At 58.1% G+C, this 21170-nt stretch carries 20 protein-coding genes and 3 tRNA genes; 8 read left to right on the forward strand and 15 right to left on the reverse strand.

All coding sequences use genetic code 11. The annotated features are described in order from the left end of the window. Positions 1-35 precede the first annotated feature (35 nt). From I6I94_RS08715 to I6I94_RS08725, 3 genes are all read left to right on the forward strand, one after another. Positions 36-107: transfer RNA gene (locus I6I94_RS08715), tRNA-Thr, on the forward strand. A gap of 29 nt (positions 108-136) precedes the next feature. Next, positions 137-210: transfer RNA gene (locus I6I94_RS08720), tRNA-Met, on the forward strand. A 1-nt stretch (position 211) separates the two neighbouring features. Continuing rightward, positions 212-283, forward strand: a tRNA-Thr gene (locus I6I94_RS08725). A 73-nt stretch (positions 284-356) separates the two neighbouring features. Here I6I94_RS08725 and I6I94_RS08730 read toward each other — a convergent pair. Together I6I94_RS08730 and I6I94_RS08735 are read right to left on the reverse strand one after the other, a co-directional pair. Beyond that, the gene (locus I6I94_RS08730) at positions 357-1295 is read right to left on the reverse strand and encodes a cation diffusion facilitator family transporter (RefSeq protein ID WP_128088083.1); all 939 of its coding nucleotides are present in this window, start codon (positions 1293-1295) and stop codon (positions 357-359) included. Between the two features lie 168 nt (positions 1296-1463). Continuing rightward, positions 1464-2468: an LLM class flavin-dependent oxidoreductase gene (locus tag I6I94_RS08735; protein WP_201620621.1), complete on the reverse strand. Its 1005-nt coding sequence runs from the start codon at positions 2466-2468 to the stop codon at positions 1464-1466. 167 nt (positions 2469-2635) lie between these two features. Here I6I94_RS08735 and I6I94_RS08740 point away from each other — a divergent pair, with 167 nt between their 5' ends. From I6I94_RS08740 to I6I94_RS08755, 4 genes are all read left to right on the forward strand, one after another. Then, positions 2636-3091: a MaoC family dehydratase N-terminal domain-containing protein gene (locus tag I6I94_RS08740; RefSeq protein ID WP_037231169.1), complete on the forward strand. Its 456-nt coding sequence runs from the start codon at positions 2636-2638 to the stop codon at positions 3089-3091. Beyond that, positions 3091-3552, forward strand: a complete 462-nt coding sequence (locus I6I94_RS08745; RefSeq protein ID WP_128088082.1) for a MaoC family dehydratase — start codon at positions 3091-3093, stop codon at positions 3550-3552. Before I6I94_RS08740 ends, I6I94_RS08745 begins: the two co-directional genes overlap by 1 nt. Positions 3553-3691: 139 nt before the next feature. Beyond that, positions 3692-4801, forward strand: a complete 1110-nt coding sequence (locus tag I6I94_RS08750) for a UDP-N-acetylmuramate dehydrogenase (RefSeq protein WP_128088081.1) — start codon at positions 3692-3694, stop codon at positions 4799-4801. 196 nt (positions 4802-4997) lie between these two features. After that, a complete protein-coding gene (locus I6I94_RS08755) occupies positions 4998-5258 on the forward strand; it encodes a type II toxin-antitoxin system Phd/YefM family antitoxin (protein WP_023133167.1) in 261 nt (86 codons plus the stop codon). Positions 5259-5325: 67 nt separating this feature from the next. Here the strand turns inward: I6I94_RS08755 and I6I94_RS08760 are convergent, their stop codons facing one another. The 9 genes from I6I94_RS08760 to I6I94_RS08800 all read right to left on the reverse strand — a co-directional run bounded on the left by I6I94_RS08760 (position 5326) and on the right by I6I94_RS08800 (position 15875). Continuing rightward, entirely contained in the window at positions 5326-5862 is a 537-nt protein-coding gene (locus tag I6I94_RS08760) for a DUF1697 domain-containing protein (protein ID WP_128088080.1), read from the reverse strand. A gap of 74 nt (positions 5863-5936) precedes the next feature. Then, positions 5937-7664 carry a hypothetical protein gene (locus tag I6I94_RS08765; protein WP_128088079.1) on the reverse strand — a complete coding sequence of 576 codons (1728 nt, stop codon included), beginning with the start codon at positions 7662-7664 and terminating at the stop codon, positions 5937-5939. Between the two features lie 305 nt (positions 7665-7969). Beyond that, a complete protein-coding gene (locus tag I6I94_RS08770) occupies positions 7970-9325 on the reverse strand; it encodes an MFS transporter (protein WP_201620622.1) in 1356 nt (451 codons plus the stop codon). 167 nt (positions 9326-9492) lie between these two features. Further along, positions 9493-10311, reverse strand: coding sequence for a hypothetical protein (locus I6I94_RS08775; RefSeq protein WP_201620623.1), 819 nt, complete (start codon positions 10309-10311; stop codon positions 9493-9495). A gap of 204 nt (positions 10312-10515) precedes the next feature. Beyond that, a complete protein-coding gene (locus tag I6I94_RS08780) occupies positions 10516-11334 on the reverse strand; it encodes a hypothetical protein (protein WP_094757522.1) in 819 nt (272 codons plus the stop codon). A gap of 286 nt (positions 11335-11620) precedes the next feature. Next, on the reverse strand, positions 11621-12538 hold the full coding sequence (locus I6I94_RS08785) for a hypothetical protein (RefSeq protein WP_128088076.1): 918 nt from the start codon (positions 12536-12538) through the stop codon (positions 11621-11623). A gap of 106 nt (positions 12539-12644) precedes the next feature. Beyond that, positions 12645-14237 (reverse strand): hypothetical protein, encoded by a 1593-nt coding sequence (locus I6I94_RS08790; protein WP_128088075.1) that lies wholly within the window; start codon positions 14235-14237, stop codon positions 12645-12647. Positions 14238-14239: 2 nt separating this feature from the next. After that, positions 14240-15085: a hypothetical protein gene (locus I6I94_RS08795; protein WP_128088074.1), complete on the reverse strand. Its 846-nt coding sequence runs from the start codon at positions 15083-15085 to the stop codon at positions 14240-14242. Between the two features lie 271 nt (positions 15086-15356). Next, a complete protein-coding gene (locus I6I94_RS08800; protein WP_128088073.1) occupies positions 15357-15875 on the reverse strand; it encodes a hypothetical protein in 519 nt (172 codons plus the stop codon). Between the two features lie 572 nt (positions 15876-16447). Here I6I94_RS08800 and I6I94_RS08805 point away from each other — a divergent pair. Continuing rightward, positions 16448-16798 carry a TIGR02611 family protein gene (locus tag I6I94_RS08805; protein WP_006887688.1) on the forward strand — a complete coding sequence of 117 codons (351 nt, stop codon included), beginning with the start codon at positions 16448-16450 and terminating at the stop codon, positions 16796-16798. A 225-nt stretch (positions 16799-17023) separates the two neighbouring features. Here the strand turns inward: I6I94_RS08805 and asd are convergent, their stop codons facing one another. From asd to I6I94_RS08825, 4 genes are all read right to left on the reverse strand, one after another. After that, positions 17024-18163: an aspartate-semialdehyde dehydrogenase gene (asd, locus tag I6I94_RS08810; protein ID WP_201620624.1), complete on the reverse strand. Its 1140-nt coding sequence runs from the start codon at positions 18161-18163 to the stop codon at positions 17024-17026. A 211-nt stretch (positions 18164-18374) separates the two neighbouring features. Further along, complete coding sequence (locus I6I94_RS08815) at positions 18375-19061, reverse strand: dihydrofolate reductase (protein ID WP_128088072.1); 687 nt, start codon at positions 19059-19061, stop codon at positions 18375-18377. A gap of 8 nt (positions 19062-19069) precedes the next feature. Then, the gene (locus I6I94_RS08820; RefSeq protein WP_201620625.1) at positions 19070-19978 is read right to left on the reverse strand and encodes a thymidylate synthase; all 909 of its coding nucleotides are present in this window, start codon (positions 19976-19978) and stop codon (positions 19070-19072) included. A gap of 157 nt (positions 19979-20135) precedes the next feature. Beyond that, positions 20136-21134: an NUDIX hydrolase gene (locus tag I6I94_RS08825; RefSeq protein WP_201620626.1), complete on the reverse strand. Its 999-nt coding sequence runs from the start codon at positions 21132-21134 to the stop codon at positions 20136-20138. Positions 21135-21170 lie beyond the last annotated feature (36 nt).

Genomic DNA, 21170 nt, shown 5'->3' on the forward strand with positions numbered 1-21170 from the left:
AAAAAGATGAACCGTGCCGTAAACTTTTATCTGTTGCCCCGATAGCTCAGTGGTAGAGCGCCATCTTGGTAAGATGGAGGTCCCGGGATCGATTCCCGGTCGGGGCTCTCGCATTGACCTGCAAGGTTAATGTTCTGGCGGTGTAGCTCAGCTGGTTAGAGCGCACGACTCATAATCGTGAGGTCGACGGATCGAGCCCGTCCACCGCTACGCCCCGATAGCTCAGTGGTAGAGCGCCATCTTGGTAAGATGGAGGTCCCGGGATCGATTCCCGGTCGGGGCTCAGCTAAGCCTGTCTCTTCGGAGGCAGGCTTTTTTGTTTGTGCCTTTTGGGTGGCTAAATGGGTCACACGTATCTAAGGGTGTTGGGTCTCTTCGGGTTCTGTCTGCCCGAAAAGCGCATTCTCAAGCTGGAAGGTCGAGTGGCTAATAGATACCTCGAAATGCTCGGATACGCAGGTTCGGGCTTGCCGTAAGATTTCCAGGGCCTCACCATTCGTGAAGCATTTATCGGCGATAACGATATGAGCGGTCAGTACGGGCAGACCCGTTGCTATGGTTGAGGCATGTATATCGTGAACCTCATGTACACCCGGCACGGTCAATATATGGCGACGCACTTCTTCAAGATCCAGCCCTTGGGGAGAGAACTCCATCAGTACACCGGTGGTCTCACGCATGAGCTTTGCCGCGCGAGGAACAATTAGCGCCGCAATGAATAAGCCCGCAATGGCATCGGCCTGCATGAAGCCGGTGAAGACTATAACGAGTGAAGAGACGATGACGCCCACGGAACCAAGTGCATCGTTGAGGACTTCAAGGAACGCGGCGCGCATATTAAAGTTCGCATCACGGCGCCCAGAAAGCACCATGATTCCGGCAATATTTGCCGCCAAACCGATGACACCGAAGAGTAAAAGTTCGGAAGCCGGTACCTCTGGAGGCACGAAGAGACGATGAATCCCTTCAAAGGCCGCATAAAGACCGACCGCCATCAGTAAGGTGGCTTGGGCGAGTGCCGCAAGAACTTCGATGCGTCGGAATCCCCAGGTTCGTTGTGCCGTGGCGGGCTTCAGTGCGAGAGTCGCCGCTATCAAAGCGACTAGCAGTCCGGAGGCATCGGTGAGCGCGTGCGCCGTATCGGTAAGAAGGGCGAGACTGCCCGTCATAAGAGATCCGACGAACTGGATTACGACAATCGCTGCAGCAAGCCCAAAGGCGAGTGCAATTCGCGGACGCAGGTCTGGGTTCTGGGAACGGGTGCGGGCAGAAGAATACTGATCTTCCGAGCTCATGAGCGTACCTTTTGTTGTTCTGGCATGTCTTGGCGTGGGGAAGGGGCTTACCAATAATATATAAAAGTTATTTTATATATCTAGGGTAAAGCCTCATAGACCTTATGCCAAGACATACCAGAAGTACGGGGTAAATCGCTCAGAATAGGTAGATAAATCCTCGTTAATCTAGTTGGTTTTCTGGAAAATCGGCAGCTGTGAAAGCAGCTCGTAGTTTCGGATACGGTCCTCAAACTCCCACGGTGCGCTCATCACGATCGCCTCATTCGCGCCGGTGCGCTCCACCAAGTTAGTGAGCTGCCGCTGCGCAGTATCAGCGGACCCAACGATCGCCTCGGCGAGCATAGAATCGACGCGCTGCTTCTCAATAGGGCTCCACAGCTTATCCATAGTCTCAACCGGCGGGGCGTAGAGCGTGCGGCCGCGAATAACACCCAAAAAATGCTGCTGCATGGTGGTGAAAAGCCGCCGGGCCTGCTCATCGGTATCGGCGAGCATCGCGGCCGCACCCACTATCACATACGGTTCAGACAGCACACGCGACGGCGTGAAATTGGTGCGGTACAGGTTAATAGCCTCAGTCAGCGCTGCGGGCGCAAAATGGGAGGCAAACGCAAACGGCAGCCCCAGCTGCGCCGCCAACGACGCCCCAAACGTGGACGAGCCCAGAATATACAGGGGCACGTTCGAGCCCTGCCCGGGGATAGCGTGCACCCGCCGCATGGGGGAGGGCTCACCCAGATAGCGCTGAATCTCTTCTACCTCGGCGGGGAAATTCATGGCCGCTGAATCATCCCGCCGCAGCGCCTGGGCGGTCATTGGGTCGGTGCCGGGTGCGCGGCCCAACCCCAAATCAATGCGCCCGGGGTGGAACGCCTCAAGGGTACCAAACTGTTCTGCTACCACATACGGGGCGTGGTTGGGGAGCATAATACCGCCCGACCCCACCCGGATACGCTCGGTTGCGGCGGCAATCTCAGCCATCACCACCACCGTCGCCGAAGAAAGCAGCGAACCAGCATTATGGTGCTCGGCCACCCAGTACCGGTTGAACCCGAACCGTTCCACCGCCTGCGCCGCCTCAAGAGTGTAGCGCATGGTCTGGTGGTGGGTGCGGTCTTTGCGGGTGGGCATAAGATCCAGCACCGAGAACGGAATCTGCTGGTTAGTCATTGTGTCACTCCTTCACTGTGACGGTTAATGTACCTTCTTAGGCTACTCCCGCTTCGCGCGCGGCAACAGGAGGTTCGCCGTGGGCGGTTTCTACGGCCGTGAAAATGACGGGTGCCCCCGCCGCACTTGCGCCCCCACGTTGCGGCCAACCCGATAGACTGGTGGGTATGAGTATTAACCCTGACATTGTGGGTCGCGTGTACCCCGCCGAGGGCACCTACGCCGTTGGCCGCGAGAAGATCCGCGAATTCGCCCGCGCCGTACACGCCGAAAACCCTCTGCATCATGACGTTGAGGCGGCACGCGCCGCAGGATACGCAGACCTGATCGCCCCGCCCACCTTCGCTATCATCCTGTCCCAAGCAGCCGATGCCGCTCTGATTGGTGATAAATCTGCGGGCATCGATTTCTCTCGCGTGGTGCATGCCGATCAGCGCTTTACGCATCACCGTCCCATCGTGGCGGGGGACGAACTGCGCACTGAAGTTCATGTGGATTCCGTGCGTGTGATGGGTGCGGGCGCCATGCTCACCACCCGCGAGGAAATTACTGATGCTGACGGTAAACCCGTCACCACCTGTATCTCATCCCTGCTGGTACGTGCCGACGAGGAGGGCGAATAATGTCCGTAAACTTTGCAGAACTCGAAAAAGGGCAGGAGATCGGCTCCCGAACCGTCGATATTTCGCGTGCATCGCTGGTGCGGTATGCGGGCGCATCCGGCGACCTCAACCCAATTCACTGGAACGAGCGTTTTGCCCAGTCCGTGGGGCTTTCCGGCGTGATTGCGCACGGCATGCTCACGATGGGCACCGCCGTGCAGCTGGTGAGCGACTGGGCGGGCGATCCGGGTGCAATCGTGGACTACCAGACCCGCTTCACCAAACCTGTGCCGGTGCCGGATGCGCCCGGTGGCGACAACCCGGACACCCCCACGAATGCGCTGACTATCACCGGCAAGGTAGGCGCCGTGGATGAGGATGCGCGCACGGCTCGCATCGACCTCACCGTTACCGCTGACGACGGTGAAGGCACCCAGCAGAAGGTTCTGATGAAGACTCAGGCCGTGGTGAAATTTGCATAGCCCGCGCTTGCAGTCGATACTCTGTGTGATTGTGCGTTGTTGAGTTATGGCAGGCCCGCTCCGAATATGGGGCGGGCCTGCCATAAGGTTTAGCTGACCCTAACGGAATAAAACGTGACAGACCGGTATTCTTAAAGACATGACTGAAAAGCTGCTGAGTGAGATCACCACCGCCCAAGTTGGCGGCCCTGCCCGCACATACATCCGCGCCACGACTGAAACCGAGATCGTCGAGGCCGTTTCCTCCGCCGATGCCGCCAACGAACCCGTGCTGATTGTGGGCGGCGGCTCAAACCTGCTGGTTTCCGATGCTGGGTTTGACGGTACCGTTGTGCATATTGCATCCACCGGGGTTGAGGAGCTGCCCATTCCCGCATGTGGTGGCGCGAATGTGCGCGTGCAGGCGGGTACCGTGTGGGATGATTTCGTGCAGCTGAGCATTGAAAAAGAATGGTCCGGCCCGGCGGCGCTGTCGGGCATTCCCGGGACTGTGGGCGCAACCCCCGTGCAGAATGTGGGCGCCTACGGGGTGGAGGTCGGCGAGTTCATCGCGTCCGTACGCACCTGGGACCGCCAGATTAACCAGTTTAAGACCTTCGCAAACGCCGATCTGCGTTTCGGCTACCGCGATTCAATCCTGAAGCAAAACATGGTGAACGGCTCGCCGCGCTACGTAGTGCTGACCGTGGATTTCCAGTTCACGCTCGGCAGCCTGTCTTCACCCATCAAGTATGGGGAACTGGCGAAGAGCCTGGGTGTGCAGGTGGGGGAGCGCGCCGAATCCGCGCTGGTGCGGGATAAGGTGCTGGCGCTGCGTGCCTCCAAGGGGATGGTGCTGGATGCCTCCGACCGCGATACCTTCTCGACCGGTTCGTTCTTCACGAACCCGATTGTGCCGGTGTCTGCACTGGACTCTTTGCCTGAGGATGCGCCGCATTTCCCGGTGGTAACGCGCACCGGAGTGTTCGGAACCGAGCAGCAGGAGAACGAGGAGTACGTGAAGCTCTCCGCCGCCTGGCTGATTCAGCACGCCGGGTTCGAGAAAGGCTTCGGGCTCGAAGGCGATGCGCGCGAGATCGCGGGCGGCCGCGCCTCGCTCTCGACTAAGCATACGCTGGCGATTACGAACCGTGGGGATGCCACCGCTGAGGATATTTTCGCGATCGCCCGTGCCGTGCGTGCCGGTGTTGCCGAGAAATTCGGGGTTGAGCTGGTGCCCGAGCCGGTTGTGGTGAACGGGAAGATTTAGGACTCTTCAGCTTCTTATTCCCTGCGATTTCCGCGGACAGATAAGTATTTTGACGAGCAGATAGCGGATTGTTATCTGCTCGTCAAAATACTATCTGCTCGCGGTTTGTGGGGTCTGTAAGTTTAGGAGTTTTCTTGCCATTCTCAGGGGCGCATCCTATTCTTGCAGATATATCGCTGTGTAAGGAGCTATCGTAATGACCGTGATGACCAATCAAGAGTTCAAGCAGAACGTCAGCCAAGCACAGAAAACGGCACAAACCGAACCAGTCATTATTACCAATCGGGGCGAACCCGCATACGTGCTCATGACCTATACCGAGTATGAGAAGACTTTGCAGTCTAAATCCGTTCGGAGTGGTTTAGACGCTTTGATGCCACTCGACGCCGCCGATATTGAATTAGAACTACAGCCGCGCAGCCGTGCCCAACGCCGTCCTGTGGATTTTGAGGATTAGTTGGCGGATTAAACGGATCACCCACCCCATACGAAACTCAAACTGTGATGTGGGTGGGGTGGCGTTGTTAATCCAACAGGTCTAGAATCTTGTTGCAGGTTTTGGCGTTACGCAGGGTCAACTGGTTTGCGAAGGCTTTCTTCGACATAAACTTGCCGTACTGCGCTTTCTTGTAGTCGGGCGTGCTGTAGTTGCCGAAGTAGACGGCGCAGGTTCCTACGTGAAGCACCTCGTCGGGAACATCCAACGTTTCGAGCTCAGCGGCGAGCGCATCGCGATCAGCATCAATGGTGAAAAACATGGCGTCTAGGCGTGGCATGTCCTCGTTCCACCACTCGGGCAGGTTGTGCGCATCCTTGCGGTATTCGTCAGCGGTGAGAAGCGAGAATGGAATCTCAAAATCGTAATGCTCCGCCAGCAGCTCGGTGATCTCCTGCGCCACGGTGGTTTTATCCCGCGAACTCACAAATAGCAGGTTCCCCGAGTTGATATAGCTTGTGACGTTCTCGTACCCCAGTGCAGCCAGCCGCTTCTTCAGCTCAGGCATCGACACCTTGCGCAGCTTCCCCAGGTTAACGCTCCTGAGCAAAAGAATGTACTGCATAGGCTTAAACCCTTTCTAACGATGAATGGTAAAAATCTGGGTCGAGTTCTCGGCGTAGCTTTTGTTGCCCGCGTTTACGGCTCAGGATTGTCAGAAACAGCACCTGAAGCCTCGTAAAACCACGGCACCGCTGCATCGCCTTCATTCTCCTGTGAGGGTACGCCGGGGGCACCCGGAAGATGCGGAATCAGCAGATCCACCTCGTCGCGGCGCAGAATCTCGGGGTCGGTTACCGCAGGCACGAACCCGGGCACCCGATCCCAGCTCCAGTAGTAGAACTTCTCGGGTGAGCTCCAGGCGATCGTGCTGAACCCGCCCCTGGAATCCTCATCAAACTGATCTTTGACCCGCGCCTCATACAGGTACGGTGCCCTCTCACCGGTCGTCGGGTTTACCCCGTACCAGATACGCGTGATGAGCGCCCGCAGCATGGCTTCACCCGTATTGACGTGCACGGAAGAGACCTGGCCGTCCTGGTCGTAGAGAACCTTGCCTTCGCCCGGGGCGAGCACGGGCGGCTCGGTTCCCAGAGAATCCACAATATGCCCCACCAGTGCCTCGATATAGGAGCCGCGCCCAGCAACATCATCGCGAAGCTCCCAGACCAGGTTTCCTTCCGCATCTAGGATCGCGACGGCGCACACCTCCCAATCGGTGGCACGCCACGGGGTCAGATGCTCCGCCACAAACACCAAACGGTTATTCCAGCGGCGCATGACGAGCGTAAAATCTACGCCAAACCAGGGCCGCGCATGATTCAAGTTAGGCATAATCCCCGAGATGGGCATTAGCTCGGCGTAGACTTGGCGGTCGCCCTTCATGGAATCCCAATCGGGTTCGCAGGCGTCCAGATACATTCTGAAGGGGACGCTTTGCGGGCTTTGAATTAAAAACTCCCCGGAAACGAGCTTCTGCCACGGATACTGGGTGCCACGAATACCCTCACCCTGCTGAACCGTCATAGGCCAGTGCGTAAAGACCGCACCATACTCTGAGGCGGGCGGGTAGGAACGGGCGGCTTGCCGGTAGGGCGCTGTCGGCAGATGGGGGAGTATGCGGCGCACATACTCGGGAATATCCTCGCCCGTGTCCGGAGGATAGATGAGGGGATCGGTATGTTCGAATGTGTAGCGCGCATCTTCGGTTGGAACGCTCCACGCCAGCTGAGCCGGAGGGTGGCAGTAGCTCAAAACCGTTGCCCGGTAGTCGGTCGTCACGTCAAGGTATGTTCGAGAACTGTAGTCGGTAACGTACGCCAGCCGAGTAATATTGTCACCCTGGCGCATATGGTATGAGTAACACGTGTCTTCGTTCAGGTCTAGGAACTCACCGTCCTCAAGCGCCGTATGCTCAACGCTGAGGCTGCGGTACAGTGCCATGAAGACCGCCTCAATATAGACCGAACGCTGCGGGTCATCATCGTGCTGCTCCCAGTGAAAAGCGAAATTACGATCCACCCGGGCGCGCGCGTACGTGCGGTCAGAGGGCTCTTGCCAGGCCAGAAAAACGTGCGCCGTGAAGTAAAGATAATCCTCATCAGCTTTGAAACTAAACGTGATATTGCCTGAGAAATACGTGTACCGATGCACCAGTTCACCCCTAAACCGATGCGGGTTTTCGGGGTCGAAAGGTTGGGGGTTCAGCTCCGCCATCAGGTGAAATTCCGAACCGATATAGTGCAGCACCCCGGGTCCCAGATACTCAGCAGGATGCCTGCCTGCGACCGGTTCACCGTTCTCAAGCGGCGCGGGCGTGTGGGCAATTGGCCAGGGAATATAGGTGACTGCGGGGGTTTCTGCCATGCCGCGCTCCTTGAGGTTGATGTCTAGACCGTTCTATCTCACCTGAGATACGCACTGAGCCCCACCCTGTACACATTAATGAGGCGGTAACACGCGATGTTTAGCCATCATAACGTATCGGCACCTGGAAATACGTCAGCACCTCATAGTGTGTGCCTGCGGCGTGCCCCGCAGATTATGCACCCTATGTCTTCTGCGACTCCACGAGCACCTGATAAACAAAGAAAAAAGCCGAGAAGGTGAGAGATTCCCACCTTCTCGGCACACTATGCTTCACATCATTCCTGTGTTGAAGGTTTTAGCAGCTAGAGCGATTTCCCGCGCTTTTCGGGCAGCGCGAAGGTAGTAACCGCCGCCAGAAGGAATGCCGCCGCGAAAACAGCGAACAGTACTCCGGTGCCGCCGAAAGAGATGAGCGGCGGAACGATAAGCGGCGCCAGAATCGAGGCGATGCGCCCCAGTCCGGCCGCCGTGCCGGTGCCGGTGCCGCGCAGTCGGGTGGGGAATACTTCCGGGCTGATGGCGTAGAGTGCGCCCCATGCGCCCAGGTTGAAGAACGAGAGGAAGCACCCGCTGAGGATAATGTAGAAATCCGAATGTGAGAGGCCGTAGCATACCGCCGCGCCTGCTGAACCAGCTAAAAATACGGCGAGGGTGGCTCGGCGCCCCCACTTCTCAATCAGGTAGGCGGCCACTGCATAGCCGGGCAGCTGCGCCAAGGTCATAATCAGGGTAAACGCGAAGGACTTCACTAGGCTGAAACCCTGTGCGCTCAGCAGCGAGGGTATCCAGATAAACGCCCCGTAGTACGAGAGGTTAATGCAGAACCATACGGTACACAGCGCCAGCGTGCGTTTACGCAGCGGAGCCGACCAGATGGAGGTTGCCTCCTGGGCATCGTTGGCAGGGGTCTCAGGTGCATTGTCACGGTTGGTTTCATCCGCGTGAGCACATGTGCTGAGGGCCGCAGAGCTCTCAAACTCGGCAACCACTCGTTCTGCCTCGTCAGTGCGCCCTTTCGACTCTAAGAACCGCACGGATTCGGGTGTTCCCCAGCGAATAATCAGCGAATACAGTGCCGGGATCACGCCGATGGCAAGCGCCCACCGCCAGCCGTTTGGGTTCGGCACAACAAAGGTGCCGATAAGCGCCGCAAGAATCCATCCGAGCGCCCAAAACGCCTCCAAAATAACGACCACACGCCCACGAATAGCGCGCGGCGAAAATTCCGACATCAACGTGGATGCGACCGGCAGCTCAGCCCCGAGCCCCAGCCCCACAATAAACCGGAAAACCATCAAAACGGCCAGTGAACCGGCGAGTGCGGATGCGCCCGTCGCCAAACCGTAGATGAGCAGCGTTGCGGCGAAAATGTAGCGTCGTCCAAAACGGTCGGCGAGAAGCCCGCCGACGGTGGCGCCCAGAGCCATACCCAAAAAGCCAATGGAGCCTAACCAGCTTGTTTCGGTGGGGGAGAGCGACCACTGTTTGGTCAGTGCCGCCATGATGAAGGAGATCAGCCCAACATCCATGGCGTCGAGCGCCCAGCCGATACCGGTGACGCCCAGGAGCTTGGTATGTTTGCGGGTGAAGGGCAGGGATTCGAGACGTTGTGAGAGGTTACGTGTGGCGGGGGATTCTGCTGTTGCAGCGGTTTTCATGGTGGATACCTTTGGTGCGATATTTTCTTCGTATCTCAGCATACACCAGGTTAGGGTGTTTATGACTCAAACATAGTGTGTGAAGGTAAGCACCCTCCCAATTTGCGGGTAAAAACCGTCAATAGTGAAGAAATATTACGCCCAGCCCAGACTGGAAAACCGCGCGTTTAAGCGCCCTCCACAACGGGCAGGCGTTTTACCGCATAATTCACCGGGGCAGGAATACTCTTGCCGTGCAGAGGGTTATCACCGTCATCGTCGGCACCTTCCCAGAACACTACACGACGTGGGCCGCTCCACACTACGCTCCCACTGGGCACCCCGCGCCCCACCACCTTGGCAAAATACGATGCGGCCTGCGTGAGGGGGTGGTGCGGCACGAATTCCACATTCACAAAACGCACCACCACGCCCCCGGCTACCGTATGGTATGAGGCTCCAACAATAGGTTCAACGCGCTCAATGGTGCCCGTCACCTCCATCATTTCGCCCTCGCTCAGATGCGGCGGGGTCACCCCCAGGCTGGTGCGCACCGCATCCAGTATGGCGGCCATGAATTCCATAAACTCCGGGTCGTCGCTGCGGATTTCCCACACCACTTTGAGGGTGGGCTCGATTCGGCCCCGCACGTAGCACACCCGGTCGTCGCCGGTGTCGCTGACAGCCGCAATATACAGGTTCTCGGAGTCGGCAGAGTACTCAAAGAATAGTTCCTGGTCCTCAAAATCGTAGGCGCCCTCATTTGAGAACCCCCGAAAATTCTTGGGGTTCAGCGGGTTATACGCGGGAGGGTTAAAGAAGAAATAGTCTACGAATTCATAATCCACCTCGACGGTGCCGCCGCCCTTATGGGGGCCTTCATCGGTTAGCGCCCGGTCAATCGTGAAAATTCCGGGGAACAGTCGCGAGGCCGGATGTACACCGGCGTTTGAGGAAGCGGCTAGGGGCCACGGAACGTACGTTATGGTGTAGGAATACTCGCTCACGGGTGATCCTTTACGAGGTGACAGACACTGTATTTGTAACTGGCGTCTTGGGCAGGTGGTTGGTGTGCCGCGGCACCCTGTGCCGCTGACTTTAGCATCTATAGTAACCCTATACTATATACGCGAGCAGAGGATATTTGTCTCACCGGAGGAGAAAATATCCTCTGCCCGAACCGATACCCTCTGCTGGCGCTATAGGCGCAGCTACCCCACGCGCTGCCTGCGGATCGACGAATCAGGCAGATGCCGCAGAATGGGCTGCACATGCCACTCCGGAATATCGCTGCCGGTGAGCGGAGTATCAAACAGCGGGTTCATGCCGTACGGCCAGCACCGTGCATCCTGCTCGGCGGCGTGCCATGCCAGGGCCGTGTCCTCCTCAAAGTAGCTCAGCACCCGCCCATAGTACCCGGCTTTCGCGTTGCGGGTCTGGCTGTTGGAGTATTCGGTAATGTTAATGACCCGAATAATATCGTTACCTTCCCGCAGATGATACGAGGACGCCTCACCGTCGGGGGAGCGCACAGCCACGCACTGCCCGTCGGCTATGGTGCGGGCGGGGTGGCGCATACTCTTATGCAGGGCGCCGATGACGGCCTCGGTGTAGTCCCGGCGGCGCGGGTTCTCATCCCGCTGCTCCCAATGCAGGTTAAGCTGCGCATCAATACTGGCTAGGGCGAAGCGGCTCACGGCCGGGTCGTCCCAGTGCAGGCGGCTTCGGGCACGAATCATCAGTTCGCCGCCTCTTGCAAAGTATTTGAACTCAATGTCGGGTGCCCACTGGTCAGCGTCGGGGCTGTGCAGGTACCCCACGAAGTCAGCATCGTGATTGGGCGTGAATATGGGCGGCACCAGGTACAGTTCGTGGGTGGGGTCGCTGATTCTTGTGTGTGCGATGCGCAGCACGCCAGGCTGCAGGTACTCCGCCGGATGCGCCCCGGGTTCGGGGGCGGTGTAGAAGACTTTATATTCGTCGGTGACTGGCCAGGGTGTGAATTGTATGGTGTACGGGAAGCTATTCACATGTGTTCCTATAACGGGTTATTTATCGGTGTGGTGATTGGTGTCATGCCCTAAATAGTTATGCATATATGATAGCTTAGAGCGGCCCGTTTTTCTGCCATATTCCTGAATAATTTTAGAGTATTTTTACGTATATATCTTTAAACCTGTCGAATTATTTGAGAGTAATCATTAATCCTCTACGGTATATATCGCTCCCTTAAAGTATAAAAATACAAATTGTGTATAGGAATGTGTGTTGCTGGCCGTGCATTACGGCCCGCAGCACACGGCTCAACGCAGTGGTTTATGCGTCTTGTACTAGCGGCAGATGCGCAATGAGCTGCCGAATATGCTCCGGAAGGTCCTCACCCGTCAGCGGAGGAAAAGCCGCCGGGCTCAATTCCTTCGGCCAGTAGCGGGCATCCTCGCCAGTGCTCCACGCCAGATACTCCGGTTCCGCAGTGTTAAAAAACTGTGCCACATACACTGGGTCCGGTGCACCAATACCAATCGGGTGCATACAGGCCACAAGCCGAAGCATCTGCGGCTTCTCAACACGCGTGCAGCCGCCTTCGCTGAACCTATCGGCCACCAGGGTAGTGGCGTAATGCAGAGAGCCTACGGGACCACCCCAGTCGTACTCAGAATCCTCCACCAGGTGTGCCTCACCCTCAGCAAGCTCAACCGGGGTCAGCGACAGGCTCTCCACCAGTGCACCCAGCACGTTCTCAAGGTAGCGGCGGCGATACGGGTTCGTATCATGCACCTCCCACACCGGGGTCATATCCTCACCGATACGCACCCGGGCAAGAAGGCTGGTTTTAGCCCATTCTTCATAGTCGGGGCCCTCTTGCGGGGACCAGAAATAATTATCCTGTTCAGCGGTCAGATGCAGCTCAGTTTCGGTAATATCCATCCCGAAAATGAGCCCATCGTCGGCGGCCTGTGAGAACGGAAATACCGACAGGTACCCCGCACGGTACGGGAAGCCCCACCGGTTGCCATTCTCAAACATGTCCGGGGTGAGCCCTTCCCAAACCACCTGGTACCGCAAGATGCAACCCTTCTCGCCGCTTTCCACCCCTTCCTCCCAGGCAAAGGGAATGTGCAGCTCCCCGGGGATAAGGCGCGCCGCCGGATGCTTAAACTGCTGCTGCCGCTGAACCCACCCGGCGGGCACGGGCCAGGGGATGAACTCGGTCAGAAAAAGGTCGTCGGTCATGCTCTGCTTATTCCTTTCATATAGCGTTATAACGCATGATTAGCTGGCTGTATTGTATATGTTCTCAGGGTGCAGAATTCCGCTAATGCGCAGAATCCTTAGGCGGCTACTCGCTGCCCGCTGGCGGTAGGTGCGCACTCAGTGCCCGCACGGGGGCAGGAATCTCATCGCCGGTCAGCGGCGGGAAATACGCCTGATGCCCCGGCGCCTTCCAGTACCGGGCACCATAGGAACCGGTGCCCCACACGAGCACACCCGTCCCGTCGGTGGTTTGTACCTGCGCCTGGTATAGCTGCACATCACCGTCCACCCAGCCAGCCCCCACCATAAATGCGCGCACCATCACCCCGTCATGGCAATAATGGTAGGTGCCGAACTCCTCAGCCACATCGAACCTATGAGGCAGGTGCAGGCACTCTCCCTCAGGGACTATTGGCGGCACCGTGCCGGGGATGGTGTGCATCACCTCAAACACGGCCTCAATCAGTTCGGCTCGGCCCGGAACCGTATCCCGCACCTCCCAGGTGAGGTTCAGTGACGAATCAAGGCGTGCCACCGCGATCTCTCCCACCCCGTTGGGGGACCATACGGTCTCAGCGGCGCTTGCCACCAGTAATAGTTCCCCATGCTGCGCGGTACGGCGAAAAGAGAAGGCGAGACCTCCTGCGGGGTCCTCAGGAAGCTCGGGCGGGACCTGGAAGAAACAGCCAGGCACCAGGGTGTGGGCATCATCAACGGCCATATACAGGCTCAGGTTTTCAGGTTTACCGTCTGCACGTTCCACGCTCAGCTCGCCCGGCACCAGGTGTCCCCACAGATCCGGTGCCGCGCTCATGCGCTCCGCCTGCGCAGCAGCCACCGGCCACGGCGTGAACGTCACCCTGTAGTCGGTGACCTGCGGCGGCTGCGGATATTCGCAAGCGATCGGTGCAGACGGCAGATACGGCAGGATTTCCCGCACAAACTCGGGAATCTGCTCCCCAGTCAGCGGAGCATCAAAGAGAGGGCTCATGGCATCTGACCAGTAGCGGGCATCCTCAGCCGCCACCTGCCACACCAGGCACCCATGATCGGGCAGTACGTGCGCGCAGTACTCCGTCACCGTGCGACGCTCGGGGTTGCCGTAGCGCTGGTCCACCTCAAGAACACGGGTAATCCGCCCGGGCGCAGCAGCCGAATGCAAGTGGTATGAAATGAACCCGTCGGGGGAGCCCACCCTAGCGTACTCACCGGGGCCAAGAAGGTGCGGGTCGGTGAGCATCCCCTGATGTATCGCTGTCACGGCTGCCTCAATACAGGCCATGCGCTCTGTATTCGTGTCGCGTTTAGCCCATATGAGCTTCAGGGCGCGGTCTATGGCGGCGGTTGCATAATGCGTTTCTTGCTCCCACAGGGAGGAACCACACACACGAACCAGCAGCTGGCTCTCATCGGCCGTGAAATGGAAGCACATGCCCTGCGGCTCGGGCTCATCCGGCAGGATGATTGGTGTGGCCTCAGCGCTGAAACCATACGGGTGCTCCGGGGTAAACGCGGGCGGCACCAGGAATAAACTGTGCGCGCTGCCGCCTGCTGTGAGGGTGAGTAGCCCGGGCTTCAGGTGCAGAGCTGGATGCGCCCCCAACGGCGTGCCCTCACTAATTCTTTGCGGGCCAGCCACAGGCCAAGGGATGAAGTGCACGGAAGGAGAAGAGGCCACGGTTACTGTTCACCCGTTCCATGCTCGGTGAGGGACGCACCCGGGGCGGCTGGCAGGTACGGCAGAATCGCCTGTATCTTCTGGGGCAGCGCATCGCCGCTGAGCGGAGCTTCATACGGCACAATATCGGGTGCGAACGTGTAGCGTGCATCCTCGGGGGTGCTCCAGGTGAGCACACCGTCATACCCGCCGTGGTTCATAATGGTGGCTGCGTACCCGCCGGTGACGCGTTTGCCCTCGGGTTCTTCAACATCCCAGCTGTCGGTAATGAACAGGCGCGTAATGCTGCTGTTCACACACAGGTGGATCTCTTCCAGCGCTTGCTCACCCGTGCTGAGGGTCTGCTCCTTATAGAAATGGTGGCCTTCGGCGAGCACCACCGGGGTCACGTGGAAGCTGGAATACACGCTCTCGAAAATTGCCTCAATCAGTCGGGCGCGTTCGGGCAGCCTATCACGTACCGTCCAGGTGAACTCAAGGTCGGGGCCGATAGCGGCCTCAGCGATCACGCCCTCCTCATCGTAAGCATATGGCTCCCACATGAGGTTACTCACCGCCTGAAGGCGCATCCCCTCACGGCGCATATCGAACATGATAGTGAAGCTGCTGGTGATACGGGCCGTGGTGGGATCGGTGGTGAAATCCACTCGATAGTCGCTGTATTGGGTCGGCTCAACTTGGTTATCCCAGTTCAGAAAAAGCCATGACTGTTCACCATTGGAACAGCTAATGTGGAATTCGCCCGGTATGATGCGTTCCCACGGCCTCTGAGAGGCGCGGATCCGTTCGGCGTGATACACCGTGATAGGCCAAGGCGTAAAAGTCACAGTATAGGTGCGGTCGGTCATAGTTCCCTCGGGTCGTGCTGTGCCCGCGAAAGATTCGTGGGGCTGTGCGGTTGGTTAGGGGGCTTAGGGGTTTGTGCTCTCGCCCGGCAGTGGAAGAAAACGCATTATTGCGGGGCGTGCCACCCTGGCGTCCCACGCCTCTTAGGATACCCTTTGCGACTGGGAAAACCCTTGGGTGCTCCGCACGCAACGCAATCAGCAGTAAGGCGTGCTCAGTAAAGATAGGAGCGGTAGATTACCCCGGGCGGAGCACCTTCGGCACGGCTGGCAGCTAGCTTTTGCTCTTAGGTGGGACACTCAGTGTGGGGCTGGCTTGCATGCTGCGGTGTAGCGCCTCCACTATGGCTTGTATAAACGCCATCCTGCGCGGGTTTTCGTCACGCACGTCCCACCACAGGTTCATATCCCGCCCAATATAGGCGATGGTGTACACCCCGTTGCGGTGCTCGTCCCAGAAAACGGTGTCACCTAACGCTATGATGGCCATATCGTCGTCGGTGGGGCTGTGCCATTCGATACTCACATCATGCGCCCACCGTTCGCCTTCGCCCAACGGGTACAGCTTCCCACTTCTGGCATGGGTACGGCACACTCCCGGCCTGTCGGGGCGGGGCATGGGGTCAAGGTACAGCTCATAACAGCCCCGCCCGGGCGTATGAACACTGATCACCCCGGGCTTAAGCCGGTCTGCAGGATGCGCATCATCCCACGGGTATACGGCCAGTTCAGGGGGTACCGTCCACGCGGTGAATTCTGTGGTGAAACCGGTGTCGTAATCGGCTGTGTCCATAGTTTTCCTTCTAGCTGCGTGCCTGTGCGCTGCGTGATTTTTGGTTTTCTGCGCTGAATATGCTGATAACGGGGTCGGGTTTTACCGGGTGCTGAACACGGCAGGATATGGGCGGAACACGCCCGTGCGGTTTATATCATCAGCGAGGGTGATACTCACGGATCTGTAGACGCTCATTGCGTGGTTCCTTCCCGGAAGATGCGCGGCGCGTAACGGGGCAGTTTTTACCCCGGAAGTGGTAAAACCAGCGGATGCGCCTTATTTTAGATGGTTTGTATACTACTACCTTGCGGGTGTTGGTGCGCCCAGAAAGGGTAACTTGTATTGCATATCACCATTTGTTCATAGGTTTAGCAGCCCGCACACTCTCAGACAGCGAAAAGGAAACCAGGCCGTAAAAAAGCGAGTGAAGAAACAACACCCCTATTCCGGGCACCGCTCGTCGTCTATCCTGGAGCACGGCTGCTGCGCCCCTTTCCTAGCGTACTCACAGGCGCCGATGATAGTCTTACTTCAATGCCGTGTGCGCCGCCCGGCATACTCCCTCACTGCTGGAAAGAAGGTGACGCACCGTGAAAACCATCGAGGACGAAGTCAAAGAAAGCGAAACCAGCCGGTTCCACCGCTGGTTAGAGAAGAAAAAAGCCCGCATGCACGCCCACCCGGTAATGCGCCACCTGTACAAGCCGCTTGTGATCGGCGTGGGCGGCTTCTGCCTCATCGCAGGGCTGATCATGCTGGTGACCCCCGGCCCCGGCTGGCTGTTTATCTTTATTGGCCTGGGAATCTGGGGAACCGAGTTCGCGTGGGCGCATCACCTGAACCAACGGCTTAAACGGCTGGTGCTGCGTATCTGGCACTGGTTCAAAGAACGGCACGCCGAACGTAAAGCCCGCAAAACAGAGGCCCGCAGGCAAGCATAACCCTAACCAACCCGAAGGCACGTTACCTAACCACTAACGTGCCTTTGCTGTGTGGCGGGAAAACTAGTGAGCATGCTCTTGTACCCGGTAGGGAAGAGCGCAGCTGGTGTGCGCGGCACAGTACATAACGTTTCATTGCCTGCGATCTGGGGGGCAAACTCAATATGAGTGGGCGCGGTACCGTTTACACGGCACCGCGCCCACGAATACTTTGAGAAGGCTACTTTAGAGCTTTCCAACCGCGATCTTGAGCATGCGGCGCACCGGCTCGGCGGCACCCCACAGCAGCTGGTCGCCCACCGTGAAAGCACTAATGTACTGCGGACCCATCGCCAACTTGCGGATGCGCCCCACCGGAATATTCAGCGAGCCGGAAGCGGCGACCGGAGTCAGCCCCTCCATCGTGGCATCCTTAGTATTCGGCACCACCTGGGCCCACTGGTTATCTTCAGCGATAATGCGCTCAATCTCGGCAACCGGCAGGTCTTCGGTCAGCTTCATGGTGAGCGCCTGAGAATGCGAACGCATGGCCGCGATACGCACACACAAGCCGTCCATTATCACACGGTTATCGCCCTCAAGACCCAAAATTTTATTGGTCTCGGCATCAGACTTCCATTCCTCGCGGGACTGCCCATTGCCCAGGTCAGAGTCAATCCACGGGATCAGCGAGCCGGAAAGCGGAACCCCGAACTGCGCGGTATCCAGCTCACCCGAACGCTGCTTAGCGAGCACCTTACGGTCAATCTCCAGGATCGCCGCTGCCGGATCGTTAAGCTCGGCAGACACCTCATTACCGAGGTCGCGGAACTGCCCCAGAACCTCGCGCATATGACGGGCGCCGCCTCCCGAAGCCGCCTGATAGGTCATCGAGGTGGTCCATTCCACCAGACCCTGTTTGAAGAGGCCGCCCAGCCCCATGAGGAGGCATGAGACGGTGCAGTTGCCACCAATAAAATCTTTCACACCGGATTCGAGCCCGCGGTCAATCACATCACGGTTAATTGGGTCAAGCACGATAATGGCATCATCGTTCATGCGCAGGGCAGAAGCGGCATCAATCCACAGGCCCTCCCAGCCGGACTCGCGCAGCTTCGGGTGAACCTCTTTCGTGTAGTCACCGCCCTGTGCGGTCACAATAATCTTATGCTGGCGAAGCTCATTCAGATCGTACGCATCCTTCAGCGTAGAAGGTTCAAGCGTGCCGTCGAAGGTGGGGGCTTCACCGCCCACATTGGAGGTTGTGAAAAAAACGGGAGGAATATCGTTGAAATCGCTCTCTTCAAGCATGCGCTTCATCAACACGGAACCAACCATGCCGCGCCAACCTACAAAACCTACTGAGTCACCGGGATTAAAATTCATAATTTCTAGTCTACCCCGTGTGCCACATATCGCGTGGAACAGCGTCATAACCCCTAGTCAGTATGGGGAAAGACCAGGTGAAGTGTGAGGAGCGTGATGAGCTGTGGTGTAAGACGTTGCGAGGTGAACGAATGTACCTCAGACAAACGAGACTACACTTTGCCGTTCGCACAGGCGAACGTTGTTGTAGGGAATTTCCGCGCCAGGTACATCAGAGGCGGGCTAAGGTCTGAAACGAGTAGTACATGGGATTTTTCCCGCCCGAAGCATCCAGCAGGTAGCCGCGCTCGCTCTTCTCCCAAGCGCTTTCACCCAGGATGCGCCATCGCACCGGTTCGTCCGCAGCCACAAATCCTTCTACCGCGAGTTCGGGGGCGTAGGTATCACCCGTAATCTCGTTACCTTCCTGACAATAGAAGAAGGTGCGTTCGATAATCTCGACGCGACCAAAGGAAGGTAAATCCTCGCGGGAAAGCGCCTCCGCATAGACTGAGCCGCCGCCAATGATCCAGGCAGTAACTCGCTGATGTGCCGCATCTGAGTGCTGGGTAGTGTTGGGCGTTAAAGGCGTGTTGCCCGCGAGGGTGAGAGCCGCATCCAGCGACGGAACCCAAAGCGCGCCATCGCGTTTAAGAGGCGCGGCTGAATCGCCCGTAATACTGCGACTGATGACGATATTGGTGCGCTCAGGCAACGGTCGAAAACGCGGTGGAAAAGACTCCCAGGTGCGCCGCCCCATGATGACGGGCTTACCCATGGTGACGGTTTTGAAATGCGCAAGGTCTTCGGGGGCACGCCAGGGCATGGTGCCGTCGCGCCCAATAATACCCGCATCGGTCTGCGCCCAAATAGCGCCGAGGCACGGTTGTGCGGGGGAGGGGGATTCATCTTCACGCATCGATTGTCCTAAACCGCGATGGGGGCAGAAATCCCCGGATGATGCTTATAATCGATGAGCTCAAAGTCTTCATACTCGTAATCAAAAATAGAAGGTTTCTTCGTTTTGATAACGAGTTTGGGGTACGGGTAGGGCTCACGCGGGGGATAGGGATTACCCTCGGGGTCGTTGCCGTAACCGAGCTGCTTTTTCACCTGTTCCAGGTGGTTGGAGTAGATATGACAGTCGCCACCCGTCCATATGAACTCGCCGGGTTCCATACCGACCTCGTGGGCTATCAGGTAGGTCAGCAGGGCGTAGGAGGCGATATTGAAGGGTACACCCAAGAACATGTCGGCGCTGCGCTGGTACAGCTGACACGACAGTTCCTTCACACCGTCAGGGCGCTCGTGCACGTAAAACTGGAACATGGCGTGGCAGGGCGGCAGTGCCATCTCATCAACCTCGGCGGGGTTCCACGCCGAGACAATGTGGCGGCGTGACGACGGGGTCGTTTTGAGAGATTCGATCACTTTCGCGATCTGGTCGATGGTGCCGCCGTCGGGGGTGGGCCAGGAGCGCCACTGCACCCCGTAGACCGGACCGAGGTCACCATTTTCGTCAGCCCATTCATCCCATATAGTCACGCCGCGTTCCTGCAGCCAACGTATGTTTGAGGAGCCGCGCAGGAACCACAGAAGCTCGACCGCCACCGATTTGAAGTGCACACGCTTGGTAGTAATCAGGGGGAAAGAGTTACGCAGATCGAAGCGCATCTGCCGCCCAAACACGCCGAACGTGCCGGTGCCCGTACGGTCTTTGCGCTGAGCATCGGCGGCAATAGCATCACGGTTCTCATCAAGAATTTCGCGCAACAGATCCTCATAGGGCGTTGGGATGCTCTGCTGACCAGAGGCGTGGTGCGCGGGCGTACTCATGGTGACTTGACTCCTGGGCTATAGACACTTGGCCAAAATACCATTGTACTGTAGATGGGGCAGGGCCCCTACAGCGCAAAACAGCTCATCAGGGCAATAGTAATCCCTGCCCCACGTCTGCAGCGGGGCAGGGATGGATGGCATACGGGCCGGGTTCTTAGTCCGTGAACGGGCGCACCACTTCAGCCGATACGATGCCGCCGCGTTCGTACGCGGAGACCTGAAGCACCAGTATGTCCCCCGGTTCGAGGTACGGGTCTTTGGCGGGCAGGTGCTCCTTCTGCTTTTTGGTGAGCAGGTGTTCGGCTACCGCATCCAGCACCACCGGCAGCACCGGACGGTGCGTGCACACCAGGGCAGGGGTGCCCTTCTCGAAGAGGGACGCAATGGTTTTTGCGGTGCGTTTGGGGTGGCGTTCTGCGCCCGCCTCTGAGAGTGACTTTTTCTCTTTCACCGTCAGGGAGTACTCGTTCACGTAGGGGGCGACGGTCTGCACACACCGAAGCCAAGGCGAGGACAATACCCGAGAAGGCTCCCACGCCGGCAGCAACCGGGCCAGCGCAAGCGCCTGCCTTTTACCCGTACCAGCGAGGGGCCGCTCGTCTTCGGCTGCTGACCAGTTGGCGCGCGGTTTGGCTTTCGTATGGCGGGCAATAATGATGGGGTGCGTGTCCAGCCCGCTGGTAGCCCACAGGTTCTCGAACGCCTCTAGCGGCTGCAGGTCTGAGGGGTTGGTGAGCATGGTGCGTGCCTTCTTAATGCTCACCCACTGGATATCGTCCACTTCGTCCTTGTCAGCGCGTGGTTTCTGTCCCGTCGGCAGCTGTGCGGCCCAGTAGAAGACGTCTTTGGTTTTGCTGTTGACCTTGTACCGGGTGGTGCCCAGGGGTACCCCTAGGTGTACCCGCAGCTGCACTTCTTCGGAGATTTCACGGATTGCTGTTTCGGGGATGGTTTCGCCCGCGTCCTGTTTGCCTTTGGGCCATGACCAGTCGTCGTAGCGGGGGCGGTGAATGATGAGCAGCTCGATTTTGCTGTTGCGTACGCGCCAGATGAGTGCGCCTGCGGCAATAATTTCAGCGGCGTTTTTGGGGGTGTAGGTGAGGGCTAGGCCGTTGGGTTGGGTATGCGCGGAGTAGTACGTTGTTTTAGGCACGTGTTCCTTCTCGGTGCGTAACGGGCGGGCGAGGTG

The organism is Rothia aeria (assembly GCF_016726365.1).
GTDB classification, from domain to species: Bacteria; Actinomycetota; Actinomycetes; order Actinomycetales; family Micrococcaceae; genus Rothia; species Rothia aeria.